This window comes from Actinomycetota bacterium, from assembly GCA_005774595.1.
Lineage (GTDB): Bacteria > Actinomycetota > Coriobacteriia > Anaerosomatales > D1FN1-002 > D1FN1-002.
Genome location: VAUM01000008.1, coordinates 1 through 17,549, shown reverse-complemented (window position 1 = coordinate 17,549; position 17,549 = coordinate 1). Strand labels below are relative to the sequence as shown.

At 71.3% G+C, this 17,549-nt stretch carries 12 protein-coding genes, 3 tRNA genes and 1 pseudogene; 8 read left to right on the top strand and 8 right to left on the bottom strand.

All coding sequences use genetic code 11. The annotated features are described in order from the left end of the window. Positions 1–28 precede the first annotated feature (28 nt). The 3 genes from FDZ70_00935 to FDZ70_00925 form a co-directional block, all read right to left on the bottom strand. Positions 29–772, bottom strand: a complete 744-nt coding sequence (locus FDZ70_00935; protein TLM80397.1) for a DUF541 domain-containing protein — start codon at positions 770–772, stop codon at positions 29–31. Between the two features lie 118 nt (positions 773–890). Continuing rightward, positions 891–966, bottom strand: a tRNA-Arg gene (locus tag FDZ70_00930). A 53-nt stretch (positions 967–1,019) separates the two neighbouring features. Continuing rightward, a tRNA-Ser gene (locus tag FDZ70_00925) sits at positions 1,020–1,113 on the bottom strand. A 170-nt stretch (positions 1,114–1,283) separates the two neighbouring features. Between FDZ70_00925 and FDZ70_00920 the strand changes: the two genes are divergently transcribed. Then, positions 1,284–6,038 (top strand): hypothetical protein, encoded by a 4,755-nt coding sequence (locus FDZ70_00920; protein ID TLM80396.1) that lies wholly within the window; start codon positions 1,284–1,286, stop codon positions 6,036–6,038. Positions 6,039–6,087: 49 nt separating this feature from the next. On the opposite strand, the gene FDZ70_00915 is transcribed toward FDZ70_00920, so the two are convergent. Beyond that, a complete protein-coding gene (locus FDZ70_00915; protein ID TLM80395.1) occupies positions 6,088–6,273 on the bottom strand; it encodes a hypothetical protein in 186 nt (61 codons plus the stop codon). 161 nt (positions 6,274–6,434) lie between these two features. Here FDZ70_00915 and FDZ70_00910 point away from each other — a divergent pair, with 161 nt between their 5' ends. The 4 genes from FDZ70_00910 to FDZ70_00895 all read left to right on the top strand — a co-directional run bounded on the left by FDZ70_00910 (position 6,435) and on the right by FDZ70_00895 (position 10,874). After that, positions 6,435–8,120, top strand: a complete 1,686-nt coding sequence (locus FDZ70_00910; GenBank protein TLM80394.1) for a hypothetical protein — start codon at positions 6,435–6,437, stop codon at positions 8,118–8,120. Continuing rightward, complete coding sequence (locus FDZ70_00905; protein ID TLM80393.1) at positions 8,105–9,790, top strand: hypothetical protein; 1,686 nt, start codon at positions 8,105–8,107, stop codon at positions 9,788–9,790. Before FDZ70_00910 ends, FDZ70_00905 begins: the two co-directional genes overlap by 16 nt. A gap of 10 nt (positions 9,791–9,800) precedes the next feature. Then, positions 9,801–10,424: a response regulator transcription factor gene (locus FDZ70_00900; protein ID TLM80392.1), complete on the top strand. Its 624-nt coding sequence runs from the start codon at positions 9,801–9,803 to the stop codon at positions 10,422–10,424. A gap of 192 nt (positions 10,425–10,616) precedes the next feature. Next, positions 10,617–10,874, top strand: coding sequence for a hypothetical protein (locus tag FDZ70_00895; GenBank protein ID TLM80391.1), 258 nt, complete (start codon positions 10,617–10,619; stop codon positions 10,872–10,874). A 119-nt stretch (positions 10,875–10,993) separates the two neighbouring features. Here the strand turns inward: FDZ70_00895 and FDZ70_00890 are convergent. Then, positions 10,994–11,083, bottom strand: a tRNA-Ser gene (locus FDZ70_00890). Positions 11,084–11,446: 363 nt separating this feature from the next. Between FDZ70_00890 and FDZ70_00885 the strand changes: the two are divergent. Continuing rightward, positions 11,447–11,605: pseudogene (locus FDZ70_00885) on the top strand (cellulose-binding protein). 108 nt (positions 11,606–11,713) lie between these two features. On the opposite strand, the gene FDZ70_00880 reads toward FDZ70_00885, so the two are convergent. The 3 genes from FDZ70_00880 to FDZ70_00870 form a co-directional block, all read right to left on the bottom strand. Beyond that, entirely contained in the window at positions 11,714–13,243 is a 1,530-nt protein-coding gene (locus FDZ70_00880; GenBank protein ID TLM80390.1) for a radical SAM protein, read from the bottom strand. Then, positions 13,006–13,887, bottom strand: a complete 882-nt coding sequence (locus FDZ70_00875) for a radical SAM protein (protein TLM80389.1) — start codon at positions 13,885–13,887, stop codon at positions 13,006–13,008. Before FDZ70_00875 ends, FDZ70_00880 begins: the two co-directional genes overlap by 238 nt. 70 nt (positions 13,888–13,957) lie before the next feature. Beyond that, on the bottom strand, positions 13,958–15,283 hold the full coding sequence (locus FDZ70_00870; protein TLM80388.1) for an HD domain-containing protein: 1,326 nt from the start codon (positions 15,281–15,283) through the stop codon (positions 13,958–13,960). A gap of 68 nt (positions 15,284–15,351) precedes the next feature. Between FDZ70_00870 and FDZ70_00865 the strand changes: the two genes are divergently transcribed. Both FDZ70_00865 and FDZ70_00860 read left to right on the top strand, forming a co-directional pair. Next, positions 15,352–15,786 (top strand): nucleoside deaminase, encoded by a 435-nt coding sequence (locus tag FDZ70_00865; protein TLM80398.1) that lies wholly within the window; start codon positions 15,352–15,354, stop codon positions 15,784–15,786. A gap of 14 nt (positions 15,787–15,800) precedes the next feature. Further along, the coding region (locus FDZ70_00860; protein ID TLM80387.1) for a DUF2207 domain-containing protein at positions 15,801–17,549 on the top strand (1,749 nt) is incomplete at its 3' end.

Below are 17,549 nucleotides of genomic sequence, written 5' to 3'. Positions count from 1 at the left end.
TTCCTCATCCGCGACTGCCGAAGCCGCGCTACTTCAGCCGGTAGACCACGGTGACCTGTGCGGTCATCTCGAGCTGGCCGGGCTCGATCGCGGCCTGCGGCACCGCGCCCGCCATGTCGGCCTTCGTGGCGTACGCGCGCTCGAGGGCCGACGGCGCTTCGGCCGCGACTGCCGAGTCGGCCATGCTCACGACCTCGCCGACCTTGCGCCCGCCGGCGCCGGCCATCGCCTCGGCGCGCGCCTTGGCGTCGGCCACCGCGCGCTTCACCGCCTCGAACTTGGTGGGGTTGTCGTCGTCGAGCAGGAACGTGGGTCCGGCGACGCTCTTCGCACCGGCCTGCGTGCCCGCGGTGATCACGTCCGCGATCTTGGCGATGTCGCGCACCGTGGCCTTCACCGTGACGTCCGCGCGATAGCCGGTGATGCGCGGCGACTCGCCCTCCTGGTAGGCGTACTCGGCCTGGAGGGTCACGCCCGTGGTCTGGATGTCCTCCTTGGCGACGCCGGCCTTCTTCAGGGCTGCGACGATCGCCTCGCCGTCGGCGCCGGCCTTGCTCATCGCGGCCTTCGCGTCGGCGTTCTTCGCGAACACCGAGAAGGACAGCTCGGCCTTGTCGGGTGCGGCGAGCGCCGTGCCGAAGCCTTGGACGGTGACGGTGTCGGGCAGCGCGGCGGACGAGGCGACGACGGCCGGCTGGCAGCCGGCGAGTGTGAGCGCTGTGGCGATCGCGATCGCCGCGAGTACGAGCGGGGCGGAGCGGACGGTGCGCATGGCGAAGCCTCCTTGGCCGACGGGCGGGCGCGGGTGCGCGCCCCCGTGTGGGGTAGATGCCCGTTCGACGGAAGCAGGAAGCCCCGCGGTTCTCGCGGGGCCTTCTGGGAGTCTCGATTGGCGCGCCCTGCAGGATTCGAACCTGCGGCCTTCTGATTCGTAGTCAGACGCTCTATCCACTGAGCTAAGGGCGCGTGGTGCCCCGAAGGGCTTGAGTATCCTGCCACCGGCAGGGGGGCTAGTCAAATGGCGGAGAGCCAGGGATTCGAACCCTGGAAGGAGCTTATAGCCCCTTACTCGCTTAGCAGGCGAGCGCCTTCGACCGACTCGGCCAGCTCTCCGCGCACGCGACCGCTCGGCGGCGCGGTGTGCATGATATCACGGCGTCTTCAGGCCGACGGGCGTATCATCAGGGCGCCGGTCCTCCCAACGCACGTGCTCGCGAGACGCCCATGCCGGTGCGGCGACGCCTTCGCGACCCGCCGCCGGAGTCCGATCCCGGAGGGTCGAGATGACACGTTCAGGAAGCGTTCGGGCCCTGCTCGCCATCGGCGCGGGGGCCGCCCTCGGCGTTCTCCTGTGGGCGGTGCCGGCGGCCTTCCCCTACTCGGCCGACGACTTCTCGTTCTACGACGGCCTGTCCGATCTCTCGGCGTTCGACGCCAGCTCGACCTCCGGCGTGGCGATCGACGCCCTCGGCGGGCTGCGCCTGTCCACCGACGGCACGCCCACGGTGAGCACGTGGGACTCGTATTCCGACTTCACGAGCGGCACCGCGTGGGGGCCGGTCATCGGCCTCAGCACGCTCGAGGCGACCGCCTCGGGCGGCGCCACCGGCTCGCCGGGGGCGACGAGCGCCGCAGGCGTGCTCCGCCTCACGCGCGCCGACGCCGCGTTCACCCTCGATGCGTCGAGCCCGGTCGTGTCGGCGAGCTTCGCGACGTCGGACGCCGGCGACAGCTATGAGGTCGGGGCGCCGTGCGTGGTGAAGGTCAACGCGAACGACTACCGGATGTTCTACACGGGCGTCGCGGCGGACGGGTACACGCAGCGCGTCTTCGAGGCGACCTCGACCGACGGCGGGCACAACGACCCGTGGGAGAAGCTGCGCGGCTCCGGCACGGGCGGAGCGGTGCTCGACCTCGGGCCGGTCGGCTCCTTCGACCAGTATGGGCTCGTGCGCCCGGCGGTCACCTACAGCGCGAGCTCGACGCCCGCGTGGCACCTGTACTACGGCGGTCTCGGCGGCTATTCGGGCGCGATCGGCTCGGCGGTCTCGTCGGACGGCATCGCGTGGGTGAAGTCCGCCGATGCGTCCGGCATGCCGGTCGCGGCCGTGGAGCCCGGCGGGGCCGGCCGGGAGGACGGCTATCTCGTGGGCGAACCGACCGTCTGCTACGACGCGACGACCAGCGTGTTCCGCATGTGGTACACGGCGTACCCGTCGTGGGGCGTCAAGGGACGCCAGGTCGGCTACGCGACCTCGACGAACGCCACGGGGAGCGGTTTCGGGACGCTGTGGGACAAGGGCGGCGTCATCACCATGGGCGGCGCGAACGGCAACTGGAACGGCGGATGGTTCTCGCCGGGGGTCTGGTACGACGGCGCTGCCGACAAGCCCTATCGGATGGTCTTCGCCGGCCGGAAGACCGGCGGCCAGGCGTACAAGCTGCTGCTCGCCAAGCCGGAGTTCACGACGACCACGGTGAGCTGGCTGTACGACGGGAACTTCAGCGACCCCGGCGACGCCGCATGGGAGTCCAACAACGTCTTCTGGGCGAACGTGCTCAAGGACACCACCCCTGCCGCCACGCCGTACCGCATCTACTACACGGGCAACGGCGGCGCGGGCGATTGGTCGCGGAACGCGATCGGCTACGCGGTCTGGAACGGCCAGAACACCGAGACCGGTCGCGGCCAAGTGCTCGCGCGGTCCGAGCCTGCGACGCGCTTCGACACCAACCGCGCCGCCAACGCCTGCGTCGTTCCGATCACGACCACGACCACCATCGACGTCACGCTCGTGACCACCTACTCGGTCACCAGCACGTACTCGGTGACCACGACGTACAGCATCGAGGGCACGGACACGATCGGCACGACCGAGACGGTCGTCACCACCGAGACCGTCGTGACGTCGTCGACCGTCGTGGCGACCGAGGCGGCGACCCCGTGGACGATGTTCTACGCCGGCCGCTCCGGCCGCGACCTGCAGTGGCGCATCGGCCTCGCGTGCTCGCCCGACGGTTCGCGCTGGTACAAGAAGGACGGCACGGGAGACGCCACCCGCGCGGCGTTGTTCCAGACCGGTGCGGCGGGCAGTCACGACGCGAGCGGGGCGTCGGCGCCGAGCGTGGTCTCGAGCGGCGGCGCCCTCTTCCTGCTGTACGAGGGCACGAACAACGCCGCGCCCAGCGTGTCGTCTATCGGGCTCGCGCGCACGACGGAGTCGTCGCTGACGGTGTGGACGCGCAACGCGACGGCGGTCCTTACGGCCGACGGGTCGGGCTTCGACGCCGCGTCGGTCGGGCACCCGAGCGTCGTTCGCGTGGGCGGCGAGTACTGGATGTACTACGCGGGCCGCAACCTGAACACCAACGCGGGCGTGTGGGAGATCGGGCGTGCGAAGACGACGAGCCTCACCACGGGCTGGGTCCGCGACGCGAGTGCCGTCGTCAGCCGGGGCAGCGCCTCTCAGTACGACGGCGGCAGCGCACGCGACCCCGTGGTCACCTACGACGCGTCGGCCACGCCCGCGTTCCGCATGTGGTACTCAGCGGTCGACACTGCCGGCGTCGAGCGCGTCTGCTCGGCGGATTCGACCGACGGCGTGACGTGGACGAAGCGCGGGCTCGCGCTCGCACCGAGCGGGGATCCGTACGCGTTCGACGAGTACGGCGTGCGCGCCTCGGGTGCGGCCTACGACGCGACCTCAGGCGTGTGGCACGTCTACTACGACGGCATCGACCGCGGCAACCGGGGCAACCCGGCCGAGTGCTACGAGACCTACTGGCGCCGCATCGGGCACGCGATCGCAGCGACCGCGGGCTACGCGCCGCTGGGGACAGCCGCGTACGAGCTCGTGCCCAACGGCACGCCGGCTCCGAACTACGACTACGACTTCCGCGGCTTCGAGTGGGACGCGACCGAGCCGACCGGCACGACGGCGCGCTACGAGGTCTCGTTCTACCCGGCTGCGCAGATGACGGCGGGCGGCTTCGTCGAGGAGTGGTCGCCGTGGTTCTCGATCGACTCGAGCCCGGCGCTCAGCCTGCCGCTGACCACCGAGAAGGTGCGCTGGCGCGCCGCGTACGGGCGCGAGACGAGCGACACCTCGGTCACGCCGGTCCTCGACGCGTTCCGTGCCACCTGGGCGCCGGTCCACTTCACGACGACGGGCACCGCGCTGTCCGTCCCGATCCAAGCGGCGGAAGGTCGGTTCATCGACTCGTGGCAGAACCTCGTGGTGAACATGCGGATGAGCGCCGGGACCACCGGCTCGGTGACGGTGCTGTCCGAGGACGGCCAGGTGTTCGTCGGACCGGTGCCGCTCGGCAACGGCGGGAACACGATCGCACTCAGCGCCATCCCGCCCGGGATCTTCAGCGCGCGGGTGCGCTTCGACCTCGGGGGCGACGGCCTCGACACGCCGTATGTCGAGAACTGGAGCGTGGCGTATACGAGCACCGACATCGGCCCGGTCGAGCGCTTGCGCACCGCGGGCGCGACCCAGACGGTCTACCTGCGCTGGACGGAGCCGGACTACGCCGACTACGCGAAGACCCGCATCCTGAGGCGCACCGATGCGTTCCCCGTGAGCGCTGACGACTCCGGCGCGGTCGTCGCGTTCGAGGCGTCCGGCACGCCGGGGGCGTCGATGACGGCGACCGACGCCGGCCTCACGAACGGCACGTTCTACTACTACGCCGCATTCACGAGCGACGGCACGAGCTGGTCGCCGCCGGCCTTCGCCGTCGGCATGCCGCAGCAGCCGCCACGCGCCGTGCGGGTATCGGCGACGGCGACCGGCGTGGCGGTGACATGGTCGCGGCCGACGACGTACACGGGTTGGTCGGGGTACTCGGTCGCGCGACGTCCGGACACCTGGCCCGTCGAGGCCCAGGACGTTTCGGCGACGCTCGTGGCCGCCAGCGTGACGGCCACCGGCTGCAGCGAGGCGGCGCCGGCCGGCTCGCAGTACTACGCCGCGTTCACCGACCACGCGGTGCAGGTGGGCGCCTACACGTACCACGCGTACTCCGTGCCGGCGAAGCCTGCGTCGGCCTTCCGCGTCATCAACGTCGTGCAGATCGCGGGCGCGGACCGGTACGGGACCGGGCTGGCGATGTCGCGCTCGACGTTCGCGACCGGTGCGTGTGGTGCGGTCATCGTCGCGACCGGGCACAACTACCCGGACGCGCTCGGCGCGGCAGGGCTCGCCGGCGCGATCCGCTCGCCGATCATCCTGGTCAACGGTCCGACGGCGTCGTTGCCGGCCGAGACCGCCGCCGAGATCAGGCGCCTCACGAGCGGCCGGGCGTCGTTCACCGTGTACATCATCGGCGGCACCGCCGCGGTATCGACGAGCATGGAGAACTCGATCAAGAGCTCGCTGACCGGCGAGACCGTCATGCGCATCGCCGGCGCCGACCGCTACGCCACGGCGATCCAGGTCGCGGCGCGCGTGCGGACGGTCAAGGGAACCGGGCTGCAGAAGGCCTTCATCGTCACGGGCACGAACTACCCCGACGCGCTGCTCGCCAGCCCGATCGCGTATCGGAACACCTGGCCGGTCCTGCTCACGAACAACTCGGCCACGGTGAACACGAACGTGAAGAACGCGCTGGTCTCGGCGGGGGTCACGAACGCGTACGTAGTCGGCTCGACGTCGACGACGGGCGTGACGGACGCCACGAAGTCGGCCATCGACGCAGGCATCACGGGCACCGTGACCCGGGTCGCGTCGAACGCCGACTACTCGGCGCAGTCGGCCGCGTTCGCCTCATGGGCAGCGAGCAACACCGCGAACTCCTACGACAAGCTCGCGATCGCGACGGGCGAGAAGTTCCCCGACGCCCTGGCGGCCGGTCCCGTGCAGGGCGAGTCGAACGCCCTGTTGTTCCTGACCCCGACCGCGTCGCTCGCCTCGTCCGTGCGCACCGCGCTCATCGCGCACAAACTCGAGATCTTCGAGGTGAGGTACTGCGGCGGGACCGCGGCGGTCAGCCAGGCGGTGCGGGACGCGGTGTACGCAGCGTTGCAGTAGCCGTGCGGCTTCGGCCGGCTCCGGCGCGTGCCGGGGCCGGCCGGGGCCTCTAGCTCAGCCCGCGCTTCCGCGTGTGGGCCCTGCCGCCGACGATGAGGCGGTCGCGCACCGCGCGCTGGCGGAACGTCGGGACCTTCATCATGCCTGCCGCCGCCGCGGAGCCGTGCCTGCGCATCGCCCTGGAGCTCGGCGCTCCCGCATCCTGCCCGAAGGGCCAGTGGGTCTGCTGTGTCATCGGAGGGCACCTCCCCTTCGTGAGCCGTTGGAGCCACATACGGTAGATACCCGCGGCGCGGGCTCGCGAGGCGCCGTTCGCCCCGCCCGTCGCGGCGGGGTCGAGCCGGGCCGAGTGTTGTGCGACGATAGGCGCGAGGGGCGTGCACGTGCGGGGGGCGCATGGGCCTGCTGAAGCGATCGACACATGGACCGAGGGGGGAGCGCGCGCCCTCCGGCCTCGGCCTGTTCACCGCGGTCCTCGTCATCCGCTGGTGCATCCTCGTGGTGGAGGGCGTCCTCTACCTGCGCAACCTCGCCACGGGGGAGATGGACATGACGGGGTTCCCGGCGGTGTTCGCCGGGCTCGTCGCCTACCACGTCGTGCTGACCGGCTCGCGGCGCCGGGTGTACGCCTCGCACATGAGGACCCGCCTGTTCGCCGTCGTGGACTACCTGGTCGCCGCCGCCGCGCTCGCGCTGTGCGGGGGCACGCAGGGGTGGAGCCCCCTGTACACGTACAGCTGGGGCTCGATCCTCATGACGAGCCTCCACGGGACGTGGCCGGCCGCGGTGGCCGGCGCTTTATCGATGGGCGTCATCCAGCTGGCGGCGCTCGCCTTCCGGGGCGCGGCGCCCGCCGTCTTGGCGGCGAACGGTGAGGCCTCGCTCGTCGCGGTGCTGACGGTCGACTACGCGGTGGTGGCCGTCGTCTGGATGTACGCGTCCCGGACCGCGTTCCGGTTGCGCAGGGCGGTCGAGGAGTCGGAGCGCGGCCGCGAGCAGCTCGACCGCGCCGTCCGGGAGCTCGACGAGCACACGCGCAACGTGCTCGCCATCCACCGGATCCGGAGTGCGATGCTGGGCCGGAGCCGCATGGCCGACGTCCTGCGCGTGGCGCTCGACGCCCTGTCGGACGCGGGCTTCCCCGGTGCGCGCGTCTGGCGCGTCGAAGATGGCACGGCGGCCCTCATGCCTCCGGAGGGCGGCACGACGGCCACGCATGCGGAGGACGACGCGCTGCTCGCGCGAGTGACCGGTGGCGGGGAGACCGTGACGCTCGTCGAGGACGCGACCTTCTGCGGTGCCCTCGTGCGCGCGCCGGCGGTGCTCGTTCCCGTGCTCGGGGAGGGCGTGACGGGTGTCCTGGTCGTGGAGGGCGGCGAGTCGCTCCTCTCCGAACAGACCATCGAGTTGCTCAGCCTGTTCGCCGCGCAGATCGCCGTCGCGAGGCAGCACCTGCGCCTGCTCGAGCGCGCGGGCGAGTTCGCGGTGGCGCAAGAGCGCAACCGCATGGCGCTCGAGCTGCACGACACGGTCGTGCAGAAGCTGTACGGGGCCAACCTGCTGCTGGACGCCATGCTCGGGTCGGAGTTGCCGGACGCACTTCGCGCCGACCTCGTCCGGCTGAAGGCCGGCGTCGCGGGCGCGCTGACCGACCTGCGCTTCTCGGTGCTCGAGTGGGACAGCCTGGCGTGGGAGGACGACCTCCCGCACGTGGTGGAGCGCTATTCCGACGAGTTCTCCGCGCTCGCGCACGTGCCTGTGGACCTGACGGTTTGTGGCCGTCCGCGCGATGTCGGCGCGGACAAGCGCAAGGACCTCCTCTGCGTGCTCCAGGAGGCGTTGGGCAACGTCTGGTGCCACGCCCGGGCCTCGCACGTCGAGGTGCGGCTCGCGTTCGGCGAACACGGGGTCACGCTCGCGGTCGCCGATGACGGCGTGGGATTCGACGAGGGCTCGGTCACGCACGGGTCCGGCGCCGGACTGCGCGAGATGCGCGGCCGCGGAGAGCGCCACGCGGGCAGGCTGTCGGTGCAGTCGACGCCCGGCGGTGGCGCACAGGTGCAGGTGTGGCTGCCGTGCTGAATCTCCGGGAGCGCATGGCGGCGGCATGGCGCACCGACTCCGACCTCGCGCTCTTTCGAGGCGTCCTGGTCGTGAGGTGGCTCCTTCTCGCCGTCATACCCGTGACGAGCGGCATCCTGTCCCCGGACGCCGGGCCGCGCGCGGAGCGTGTGTGGCTCGGGATCGGGGCGGCTGCGGCCTACCTCCTCGTGCTCACGCTGTTCGACCGGCGCGTCAGCGAGGCGGTCAAGCGCGGACCATGGCTCGCCATCGTGGACTTCGCCCTGCTCACGGCGCTGTACTTCATCGACAACGGCCCCGGTCCCGGGACAAGTGAGCCGTTCTGGGTGCTGTCGCCCTGCACCCTGCTCATCCCCGGGCTGTACGGCGGCGTCGCCGTCGGGCTGGCCGGGGGGCTCGCGTGGAGCACCGCCTCGGTCGTGGTCTGCCTCCTGCGCGGCTGGCCGGCGGCGCAGGTGTTCGGCTGGGGAGGGCTTCAGGACTTCTTCGGCGTGATCATGCTCTCGACGATCTGGGCGTACGGCGTCGGGAGCGTGAGGTCGCTCGATCGCGTGCGGCGGCGTCTGAACGAGGACGCGTCGGCGCTGACCCGCACGCGCGCCGAGGTCGATCGCCGCAAGCGTGAGATCGTGGCGCTCCTGGACGTCGGCGAGGCGATGCTCGACAGGTCGGACTCCGACGAGATCCTCGGCGTGGTCCTGACCTCGCTGGTCGACATGGGCTTCTCGAGCGTGAGGATCTGGTTCATGGACGACGGGCGCGCGGTTCCCGTCCTCGGCGGGCGCGGCGCCTCGGCGACGCGATCCGAAGACGACGAGCTCCTCGCCGAGGCGGTCGCCGCGGGACGGCAGATCCTCATCGAGGAAGACACGGTGGTGTGCGGTGAGGCCGTGCACGCGCCGGCCGTCGTGGTCCCGATCGCCGGCCAAGACGAGGCGGCCGGCCTGATGGTCGTCGAGAGCGGAGACGGATCGGGCTTCTCCGACGAGCGGCTGGAACTGCTCGGCTTGTTCGCCGAGCAGGTGTCGATGTCCCGCAGACATCTGGAACTTCGGGCGCACGCGGGCGAGTATGCCGTGGCCGAGGAGCGGAACCGCCTGACGAGGGCGCTGCACGACACCGTGGTGCGCCGGCTGCGGGGTGCCAGCCTGCTGCTGGACACCGCGCTCGGCTCCGACGGACCCGAGGACGTCCACGCGCGGCTCGGACAGGTGCGCGCCTGCGTGGCCGGGGCGCTCACGGACCTGCGCTTCTCGGTCTTGGAGTGGGAGGGCTCCGAGGGGGAGAGTGACGTGGCCGGCACCGTGCAGCGCTATGTCGAGGAGTTCGCCACGCTGTCGGGGCTGTCGGTCGTCCTGGACGTGCGCGGGAGCGCACGGGATCTCGATCAGGAGGCGTGCAGGGACCTTCTGCGCGTGCTGCAGGAGGCGCTCTCCAACGTCTGGCGTCACTCCGGTGCGCAGAACGTTCGCGTCCAGCTCGCGTTCGAGGCGAGTGGGGTGACGCTGTCGATCACTGACGACGGCCGCGGGTTCGATACGACGCACGCTCGCACCGCGGGTATAGGATTGCGCGGGATGCGATCGCGCGGCGAGCGGCACTCCGGCAGGTTCTCGCTCGTCACCGGCCCGGGCGAGGGCACGCGGGTGCAGGTGTGGATGCCATGCTAGGAGGGCTTGCATGCTGAGGATCGCGATCGTCGACGACCACCGCGTGGTGCGCGACGGCATCGAGGCCGTGCTCGGTCGGGACACGGAGTTCGAGGTGGTCGGCGCGTACGAGGCGGGCTGCCCGTTCATCGCGTCGCTCGACCGTTGCGAGCCCGACGTCGTCGTGATGGATATGCGCCTCCCCGACGGCCTCGGCGCGGACTTCGCCCGGCGGGCCAAGCAGGTCGCCCCCTCGGTCCGCATCCTCATCCTCACCGGCGTGCGGTCCGAGGCCGAGATGGTCATGGCCCTCGAGGCGGGCGTGGACGGCTACCTGCTCAAGGACAGCTCGTCCGACGATCTGCCGCAGGCGGTGCGCGAGGTCGCCGCGGGCAACTTCTACGCGAGCCCGGAGGTCATGCGCCGGATGCGCGACCTGAGCGTGGCCAACGGCGAGTCGGTCACGCCGAGGGAGGCCGAGGTGCTCGTCGCGCTGCGGGACGGCTTGACCACCGACGAGATCGGCGAGCGGCTCCACATGTCCGCGAGCACCGTGAAGACGCATCTGGCGCACCTGTACCGCAAGCTCGAGGCGCGCAACCGCGTCGAGGCCGTGCGCGAGGCGATCCGCCGGGGGCTCGTCGAAGAAGCCTGAGCCGCGGCTGGTCACGCGCATCGCCCGCGAGGCGCGGCCGCATCTTCCCTCGTACTTTCGGACGAGCGCACCGTGCCCGTCCCGGCGATGGTGTCCGGCGCCGGCAGGGCCGAGACTGCTGCACGGAGACGAGGCTGTCGGCTGCGATCGACGCGCTCTGCCGGACGCGAACGATGCTTGGAGGGATGCCGTATGGCATCGCAGGAGTGTGAGTGCAAGGAGTTCTGCTTCTTCTTCGAGCGGCATGCCGGGAAGTTCGGTCCGGTCGAGCCGATCCTGAAGGCGAACCTGTGCGGGCGCGGTGGCGAGGAGTGCGCCCGCCACGTCGTGTTCGCTCTGGCGGGACCGAGGGCCGTGCCGTCCGAGCTGTACCCGAACGACATCGCCGGTGCCATGCGCGTCGTCGAGCGTCACCGGGCCGAGGCCGGCACGATGCGGCAGGCCTGCTAGAGGAAACGACCTCCCGGGGGAGGACGAACGTCACGCGGCGGGTGTCCTTGCGCCGCGGGGCCAAGGAGCCCCGCGCGAACAGATGCGCGGGGCTCTTCGCGTCTTCGGCGGGCGAAGGCTGGCGGAGGGGGTGGGATTCGAACCCACGAGACCCGCAAGGGCCTACCGGTTTTCAAGACCGGGGCGATCAACCACTCTGCCACCCCTCCGCGCGCGGATAGTGTAGCGCGCGGAGGTGGCCGCGCCGCTTCAGTCCCCGAGCTCGAAGACCTCGATCTCGTCGTCGCACAGCTTGGTGGCCTGCTTGATGTAGCCCGGGATGCCGTGCTGCTTCGCCCAGTCGAGGTCCTGGGCGGCGGTCTCGCGGTCGCGGTAGCCGGACACCACGATCCAGTACCCCGGCTTGAGCCCGTCGTAGTGGACGGACTGGTCGACGGCGAGGATGGGCGCCGCGTCACCGTACTGGCCCTGGTACCGGGCCCGCTTCGTCTCGGCGGCCTGCTCCGAGGACTCGCTGGCGTAGATGATCACGAACAGGTCCTGCGGCTCGACGCCCGGAGGCGGGACGTAGCCGGCCGAGGTGTCGTCCGGCTCGGCGGCCTGTCCGCCGGAGCCCTCGGCCGCGGCCTCTCCCGCGCCGTCCGCCTCGGCGGTGCCGGTCGCGTCCTCGGCGAGCGGGCCGTCCTCCTCGGGCCGTGCGTTGTCGGTCTCCGGCCGCAGCAGCCGCGACACCACGCCCGTCGCGGGGCACCAGCAGCCGCTCGCTCCGAGCGCCACCGCCGCGAGCAGCGCTGCGCACGCCAGCCACGTGATCGTCGTCCTCATCGCGTCTCCACCCCTCAGATGTCCACGTGGTCCGGCCACGGCTCGCGCCTCGCGCCGGTCCATACCGAATCCACGTACGCGAGCGCGAAGTGGTTCTGCGCCAAGTGGAGCCAGAAGGTGCCCGTGTCCGTCAACTCCATCGTACCGTTGCGGCGCTCGGCCAGCCCGGCCGCGCGCACCGCCGCGAGCCATCGGCGCGCTTTGGCGGCGTCGGCGCCGAGTTCGTCGTCGAGCGACGCCATCGGGATGCGCGTGTCGTAGAAGCGCCAGTACAACCACCACCAGCCGCCCATCTCGCCGTCGAACGGCATCCGCAGCGCGATCGGCGAGCGGCCTTGGCAAAGCGTCCGTTCCCATTCGCCGAGGTCGAACGTGTTCAGCGTGAAACCGTCCGGCAGGTGCGAGCCGCTTCCCGGCCCGATGCCGAGGTAGCCGTCGCGGGTCACAGACGAGTATCGGGGCGCGTCGCCGCGCTTGAATCCCCACACCGACACGCGCGCGAAGCCGTTGCGCTCCGCCCAGCCGGTGATCGCGCGGTACTGTTCGCGGCGCGTGGCGAGGTCCGGCATCCGCACGCCCCTGAGGTGCAGGTACTCGCCGACCGAGGTGTAGGGGAAGGTGAACAGCGGGTAGGTCGTCACCTGGTCCGCTCCCAGTTCGGCGGCGCGGTCGAGCGCGGCCAGCACGTCCGCTGTCGACTGGCCCGGAAGCGCGAACATGATGTCCGCATTCACCGACGCGAACCCGCCCGCCGCCAGCAGCGCCAGCGCGCTCTCGGCGACGGCCGGCTCGTAGCGCCGCCCGATGGTGGCGAGGTGCTTCGCGTCGAACGACTGCACGCCGAGCGACACGAGTTCGACCCCGCAGGCGTGCAGCTGCTCCACGACGCGTTCGTCCACGTCGGCGGGGCCGGTCTCGATGCAGGCGTCGCCGGTCATGCGGAAGCGTTCGCGCATGCGCGCCAGCACGGACGCGACCGCGCCGAGCGCGAGCGTGGGCGTGCCGCCGCCCACGTAGATGCTCGTCACCTCGGCGTCGCCGACGGCGTCCGCCCAGCGGTCGACCTCGAGCAGGGCGGCGCGGGTGTACGGTCCCACCAGCTCGGGACGGTACGGGACCTTGGTGTACGGGCAGTACGGGCAGCAGTTGCGGCAGAACGGCACGTGCAGGTAGAGCGAGGTGCGCTCCACGCGCGGCGGTGTCCAGCCGGGAGGCGGGGGCTCGAACCGCCAGCGCTGCTCCGGTCCGACGAGATGCCGCCGCACGGCCTGCGTCACCAGCCGCGAGACGCCGGTGCCCGGCCCGCTCACCAGTACCTCGCCATCGCCAGGACCGCGCTCGGGCGCAGGCGGAGCGCCTCGACGATCTCGGTGCAGGCGGCGTAGCCGCAGTCCTCGCAGACCTCGTCGGACGCGCGGCAGCAGACCGACTCGCCGTCGACGTCCGCCACCGCGGCGGCGGGCGTGCGGCGCGCCCACCTGCCCGAGCGCAGCGCGAGCAGGCCGGCGCGCGAGTTGAGCACGGGGAGGCGATCGCGGATACACGCGAGCAGGCGGTCGATCACGGGCGCGCGTTCGTCAGCGTCGAGGTACAGCTCGTCGCGGCCGTAGTACGGGGTGTGGAAGTAGAACATCACCCCGGTCACGGGCAGGGCGGTGTCGCGCACCCAGTGCAGGAACGGCTCGATGCCGCCCTCGGTGGTCCGGTCGACGGTGTAGATGACCGCGGTTCTCGGGTGCCCCGGCGCCCGGATCGCGGCCTCGACCTCGCTGAAGTGGTCGCCGCGACGGCGCCCGTACGTCTCCGGCAGGCCGTCGACGCTCACCCACGCGAGGTCCGCGCCGCACGCGAGCCCGAGCGTGCCGTTCGTGTACACGTGCACGTGGTAGAAGCCTGCGCGCCTCGCCTCGGCGATGGCGTCGTCGAGCGTGCGCCCGCCGTCGCGCCACAGCATCGGCTCGCCGCCCGTGAAGTACAGCTCGCGGAATCCGCGGGCGCGTGCGTCGCGGAGCAGCGCGGCGAGGGCGTCGAACGTCATGTCCGGCCGGGCGCGTCCGGGGATGGCGCAGCCGCGACAGGTGAGATTGCACCTGTCGGTGGGGGCGATGCCGTAGACGAGCGGGCCGGGCCGCCGCGTCACGGTTGCGCGCCACGCCCACCGTGCGTAGTAGCCGAGCCGGCCGTCCATCCTCCAGCGGACCTCCTCGCGCGTCGCGTCATGCCCGCCTGAGGACAGTATGCGCCACGGGCAGCGGGGCCTACGCGACCGCCGCGCCGGCCACCAGCTCGTACGCCTCGCGGCCGGCTTCCGCGGCCTCACGCCGGGCGTCGCTGACGTCGCCGGCACAGTCGCGGACGGCGTTGACGACGTGCGCGTCCAGCCGGCGGACGTGGGCCATGTGGTCCATCGTGTGCAGCACGCGCCCGAGTCCCATGCCCTGACGGTACGGACGGTCCTCGGACAGTGCCGAGAACACGTCGGCGGCGGCCACGATCCGGGCGCCCTGCGAGAGCTTCGACGCCGTGAGGTGGTCGGGGTAGCCGCTGCCGTCGAGCCGCTCGTGGTGGTGCCCTGCCCAGTCCGCCACGCGCGCGAGCGCCGGGACGGACGACAGGATGCGCCCGGTGTGGAACGCGTGCGCACGCACCACCGCGCTCTCCTCGCGGTCCAGCTTGCCGGGCTTCTCGAGCACCTCGACCGGCACCGAGAGCTTGCCGAGGTCGTGCAGGCCGCCGGCGACGCGGACCTCGTCGGCCCCGTCGCCCGAGATGCCGAGCGCCTCCGCGATGGCGCCGGCCGACGCGGCGACGCCCGAGGAGTGCGATGCGGTGTAGCGGCTCCGGAAGTCGACGATGCGGGCGAGCATCCGCGCGAACTCGCCCAGGTCGACGGTCACCTGCTGAGCCGCGGCGAGGTCCTGGACGCCGAGCAGCCCGGGCCGGTTCGCCAGCGTCACGATGTCGAACCAGAAGGACTCCTCGCGTCCGATCCGGGCCAGCGCCGTGACGGCCTCGGGCATGAAGCGCCTCCCGGCGCCCTCGCGCATCTCGGCCAGAAGCCGCTTGCGCTGGCCGAGCGGCTCGGCGCTCGCGTCGAACAGCACGGAGGCGCGATCGGCGACGAACAGGACGTGGCTCAACTCGTCGACAGGGACGCCCTCGCGTACGTGGCGCGGCGCGTCCGCCCACTCGACGTGGTGGGTGCGCACGATCGGCGCGATGTCCGCGAACGGGGCGAAGTCACGCAGCAGCAGGTAGCCGGGCTCGGCGTGCTCGACGAGCCGCACGTCGAAGTCGAGCGCCCGCAGCCGCTCGCCGAGCGACAGGGCGCCGATGTCGTGGAGCGCGGCGGCCAGCGTCACGCGGCCGCGGTCGGCCTCGGACAGGCCCATCTGTGCGGCGATGCGGTGAGCGATGTACGCGACTCGCCGGTGATGGTCGACGACGTGCCGGTCGACCAGGTCGGCCGCCTCCGAGACGCACAACGCGAGTTCGAGCAGGGACGCACGGACTTCCATGGTGCCACCTCCGGCACGGCGGCCCCTCACCCCGAAGCGTATGTTCCCCTCGCCGCTGCGCATCATGCCGCCGCCCGGCGCACGACCGCCCGTCCGCGAAGGCTATACTCGCAAGCGTGGACGACGAGACCTGCATGGCGCTCGCGCTCGACGAGGCGCGACAGGCCGCCTTGGCCGGCGAGGTGCCGATCGGCGCCGTCGTCGTGTGCGAGGGCGCGGTCGTGTCCCGCGCGCACAACACGCGCGAGACGGACCACGATCCCACCGCGCACGCCGAGCTCATGGCGATCCGCGAGGCTTCACGCCGGCTAGGCCGCTGGCGCCTGTCGGACTGCACCGTCTACGCGACGCTCGAGCCGTGTCCCATGTGCGCCGGCGCCATGCACCAGGCGCGCATCGAGCGGCTCGTCTACGGGACCACGGACCCGAAGGCCGGCGCGGTGGGCACGCTCTACGACCTGTCGTGTGACGAGCGCCTGAACCACCGCTACGAGGTCACCACCGGCGTGCTCGCCGAGGAGTGCGCTGCGCTGCTCAAGGAGTTCTTCGCGGGGTTGCGCGACAAGTGAGGGGGCGGTGTCACGTGAGAACGCGACGGTTCGGCTTGCTGCTGGCGGGGGCGCTGTGCGCGGCGGCGGTGCTGCTGCCCGCGGCGCCGGCATTCGCCAAGGAGTACTCGATGCCGAAGTCGGTCATCGAGGCGCAGATCATGCCGGACGGGTCGATGCGGGTGATCGAGACGCGCACCTTCGACTTCGCCGACTCATTCACGCGCGTCTACTGGGACCTGCCTCGCAGCGGCGGCGAACTGGGCGACGCCGTGTCCATCGAGGTGACCGGGATGCAGGTCGCAGGGGTGCCGGCTCAGCGCATCGACGCTCCCGATGCTGCGAGGCCTGCGGGCAAGTACGCGGTCACCGACGACGGCTCGATGGTTCACGCCGAGGTCTACCACCAGACTGCGTACGAAGCCAAGGACTTCACGATCACCTACGTCGTCAATGGTGCCGTGGCCCGTTGGGATGACACAGCCGAGCTGTACTGGAAGTTCGTCAGCGACAGGTGGGAGAACCCCACCGGCCGCGTCGAGGTTCACATCAAGTTCCCGGATGGCGTTACGAAGCAGGACGTGAGTTTCTGGATGCACATGAGCGCCAAGCAGCTCGCGGGTGTCTCTTCCGCGGATGACGATGGCGCCATCACCCTTGTCATGGATGACCTGCCCGCAATGACGTGGCTTGAGGGCCGCGCCCTGTTTCCCGCTGCGGCACTGCCGGAGGCGAAGGTCACGCCAGGCGCGCGCAAGGCCGAGGTGTTGGCGGAAGAGAAGGCCTGGGAGACCCAGTCGAATGCGGCGCGCGCAGCTGCGAAGGCCGGCGTCTGGGGCTGCTGGGGGCTCGGTCTGCTCATCTCGCTGGGCGGTCTCGCGTTCTCGATCTCGCTGTTCCTGAAGAAGGGCCGCGAGTACAAGCCGAAGTTCGTCGGCGACTACTTTCGCGAGGATCCGCGGCCCGACCTGCGTCCGGCGATCGTCGGCTCGCTCATGCGGTTCGGCTCGGTGGAGGACGCGGACATGGGCGCCGAGCTGATGGACCTCGCCAACACGGGCGTCATCCAGATGATGCCGGTGACCGAGCGCGAGCAGGGGCTCTTCGGCACGAAGGAGACGCAGACCTACCAGTTGAAGCTCGACTCCGCGAAGACCGGCGGGTTGCACGAGGTCGACCGGGCGCTCGTCGACCTGCTGTTCACGCAGGTGGCGGGAAGCGACACGCTGACCGTCGAGGGGCTGAAGGCCTACGCGAAGGCCCATGCCGAGACCTACGTCGCGGGCGTCAACGGGTGGAAGGCGGTCGTCAAGGCCGAGGCCGAGAAGCTCGGCTTCTTCGAGCAGGGCGGCCGTGTCGCACAGTGGACGCTCGGCACGCTCGTCATCGCGGTCGGTGTGGGGACGGTCGTGTGCGCGGTCAACGCGGGCAGCTTCGTCCTCGGCGCGATCGGCGTCATCTGCGCGGCGGTGATCCTCGTGCTCGCGTTCAACGCGCCGCGCCGCTCGTCCGAGGCCAACGAGCTGTTCGCCCAGTACAACGCGCTCAAGAAGTACCTGACCGACTTCTCGCGGCTCAACGAGGCGCCGCCGACGCACGTCGCGCTGTGGGAGCGCTTCCTCGTGCTCGCGGTGGTCTTCGGCGTGGCGAAGCAGGTCATCGAGGCGCTCAAGGTGCGCATGCCCGAGATCCTCAAGGACCCCGGCTTCGCGCAGACCTACTGGTGGGTGAACTCGGGCGCCGGGTACGCGGCGCCGATCGAGAGCGTCACGCAGGGCATCCAG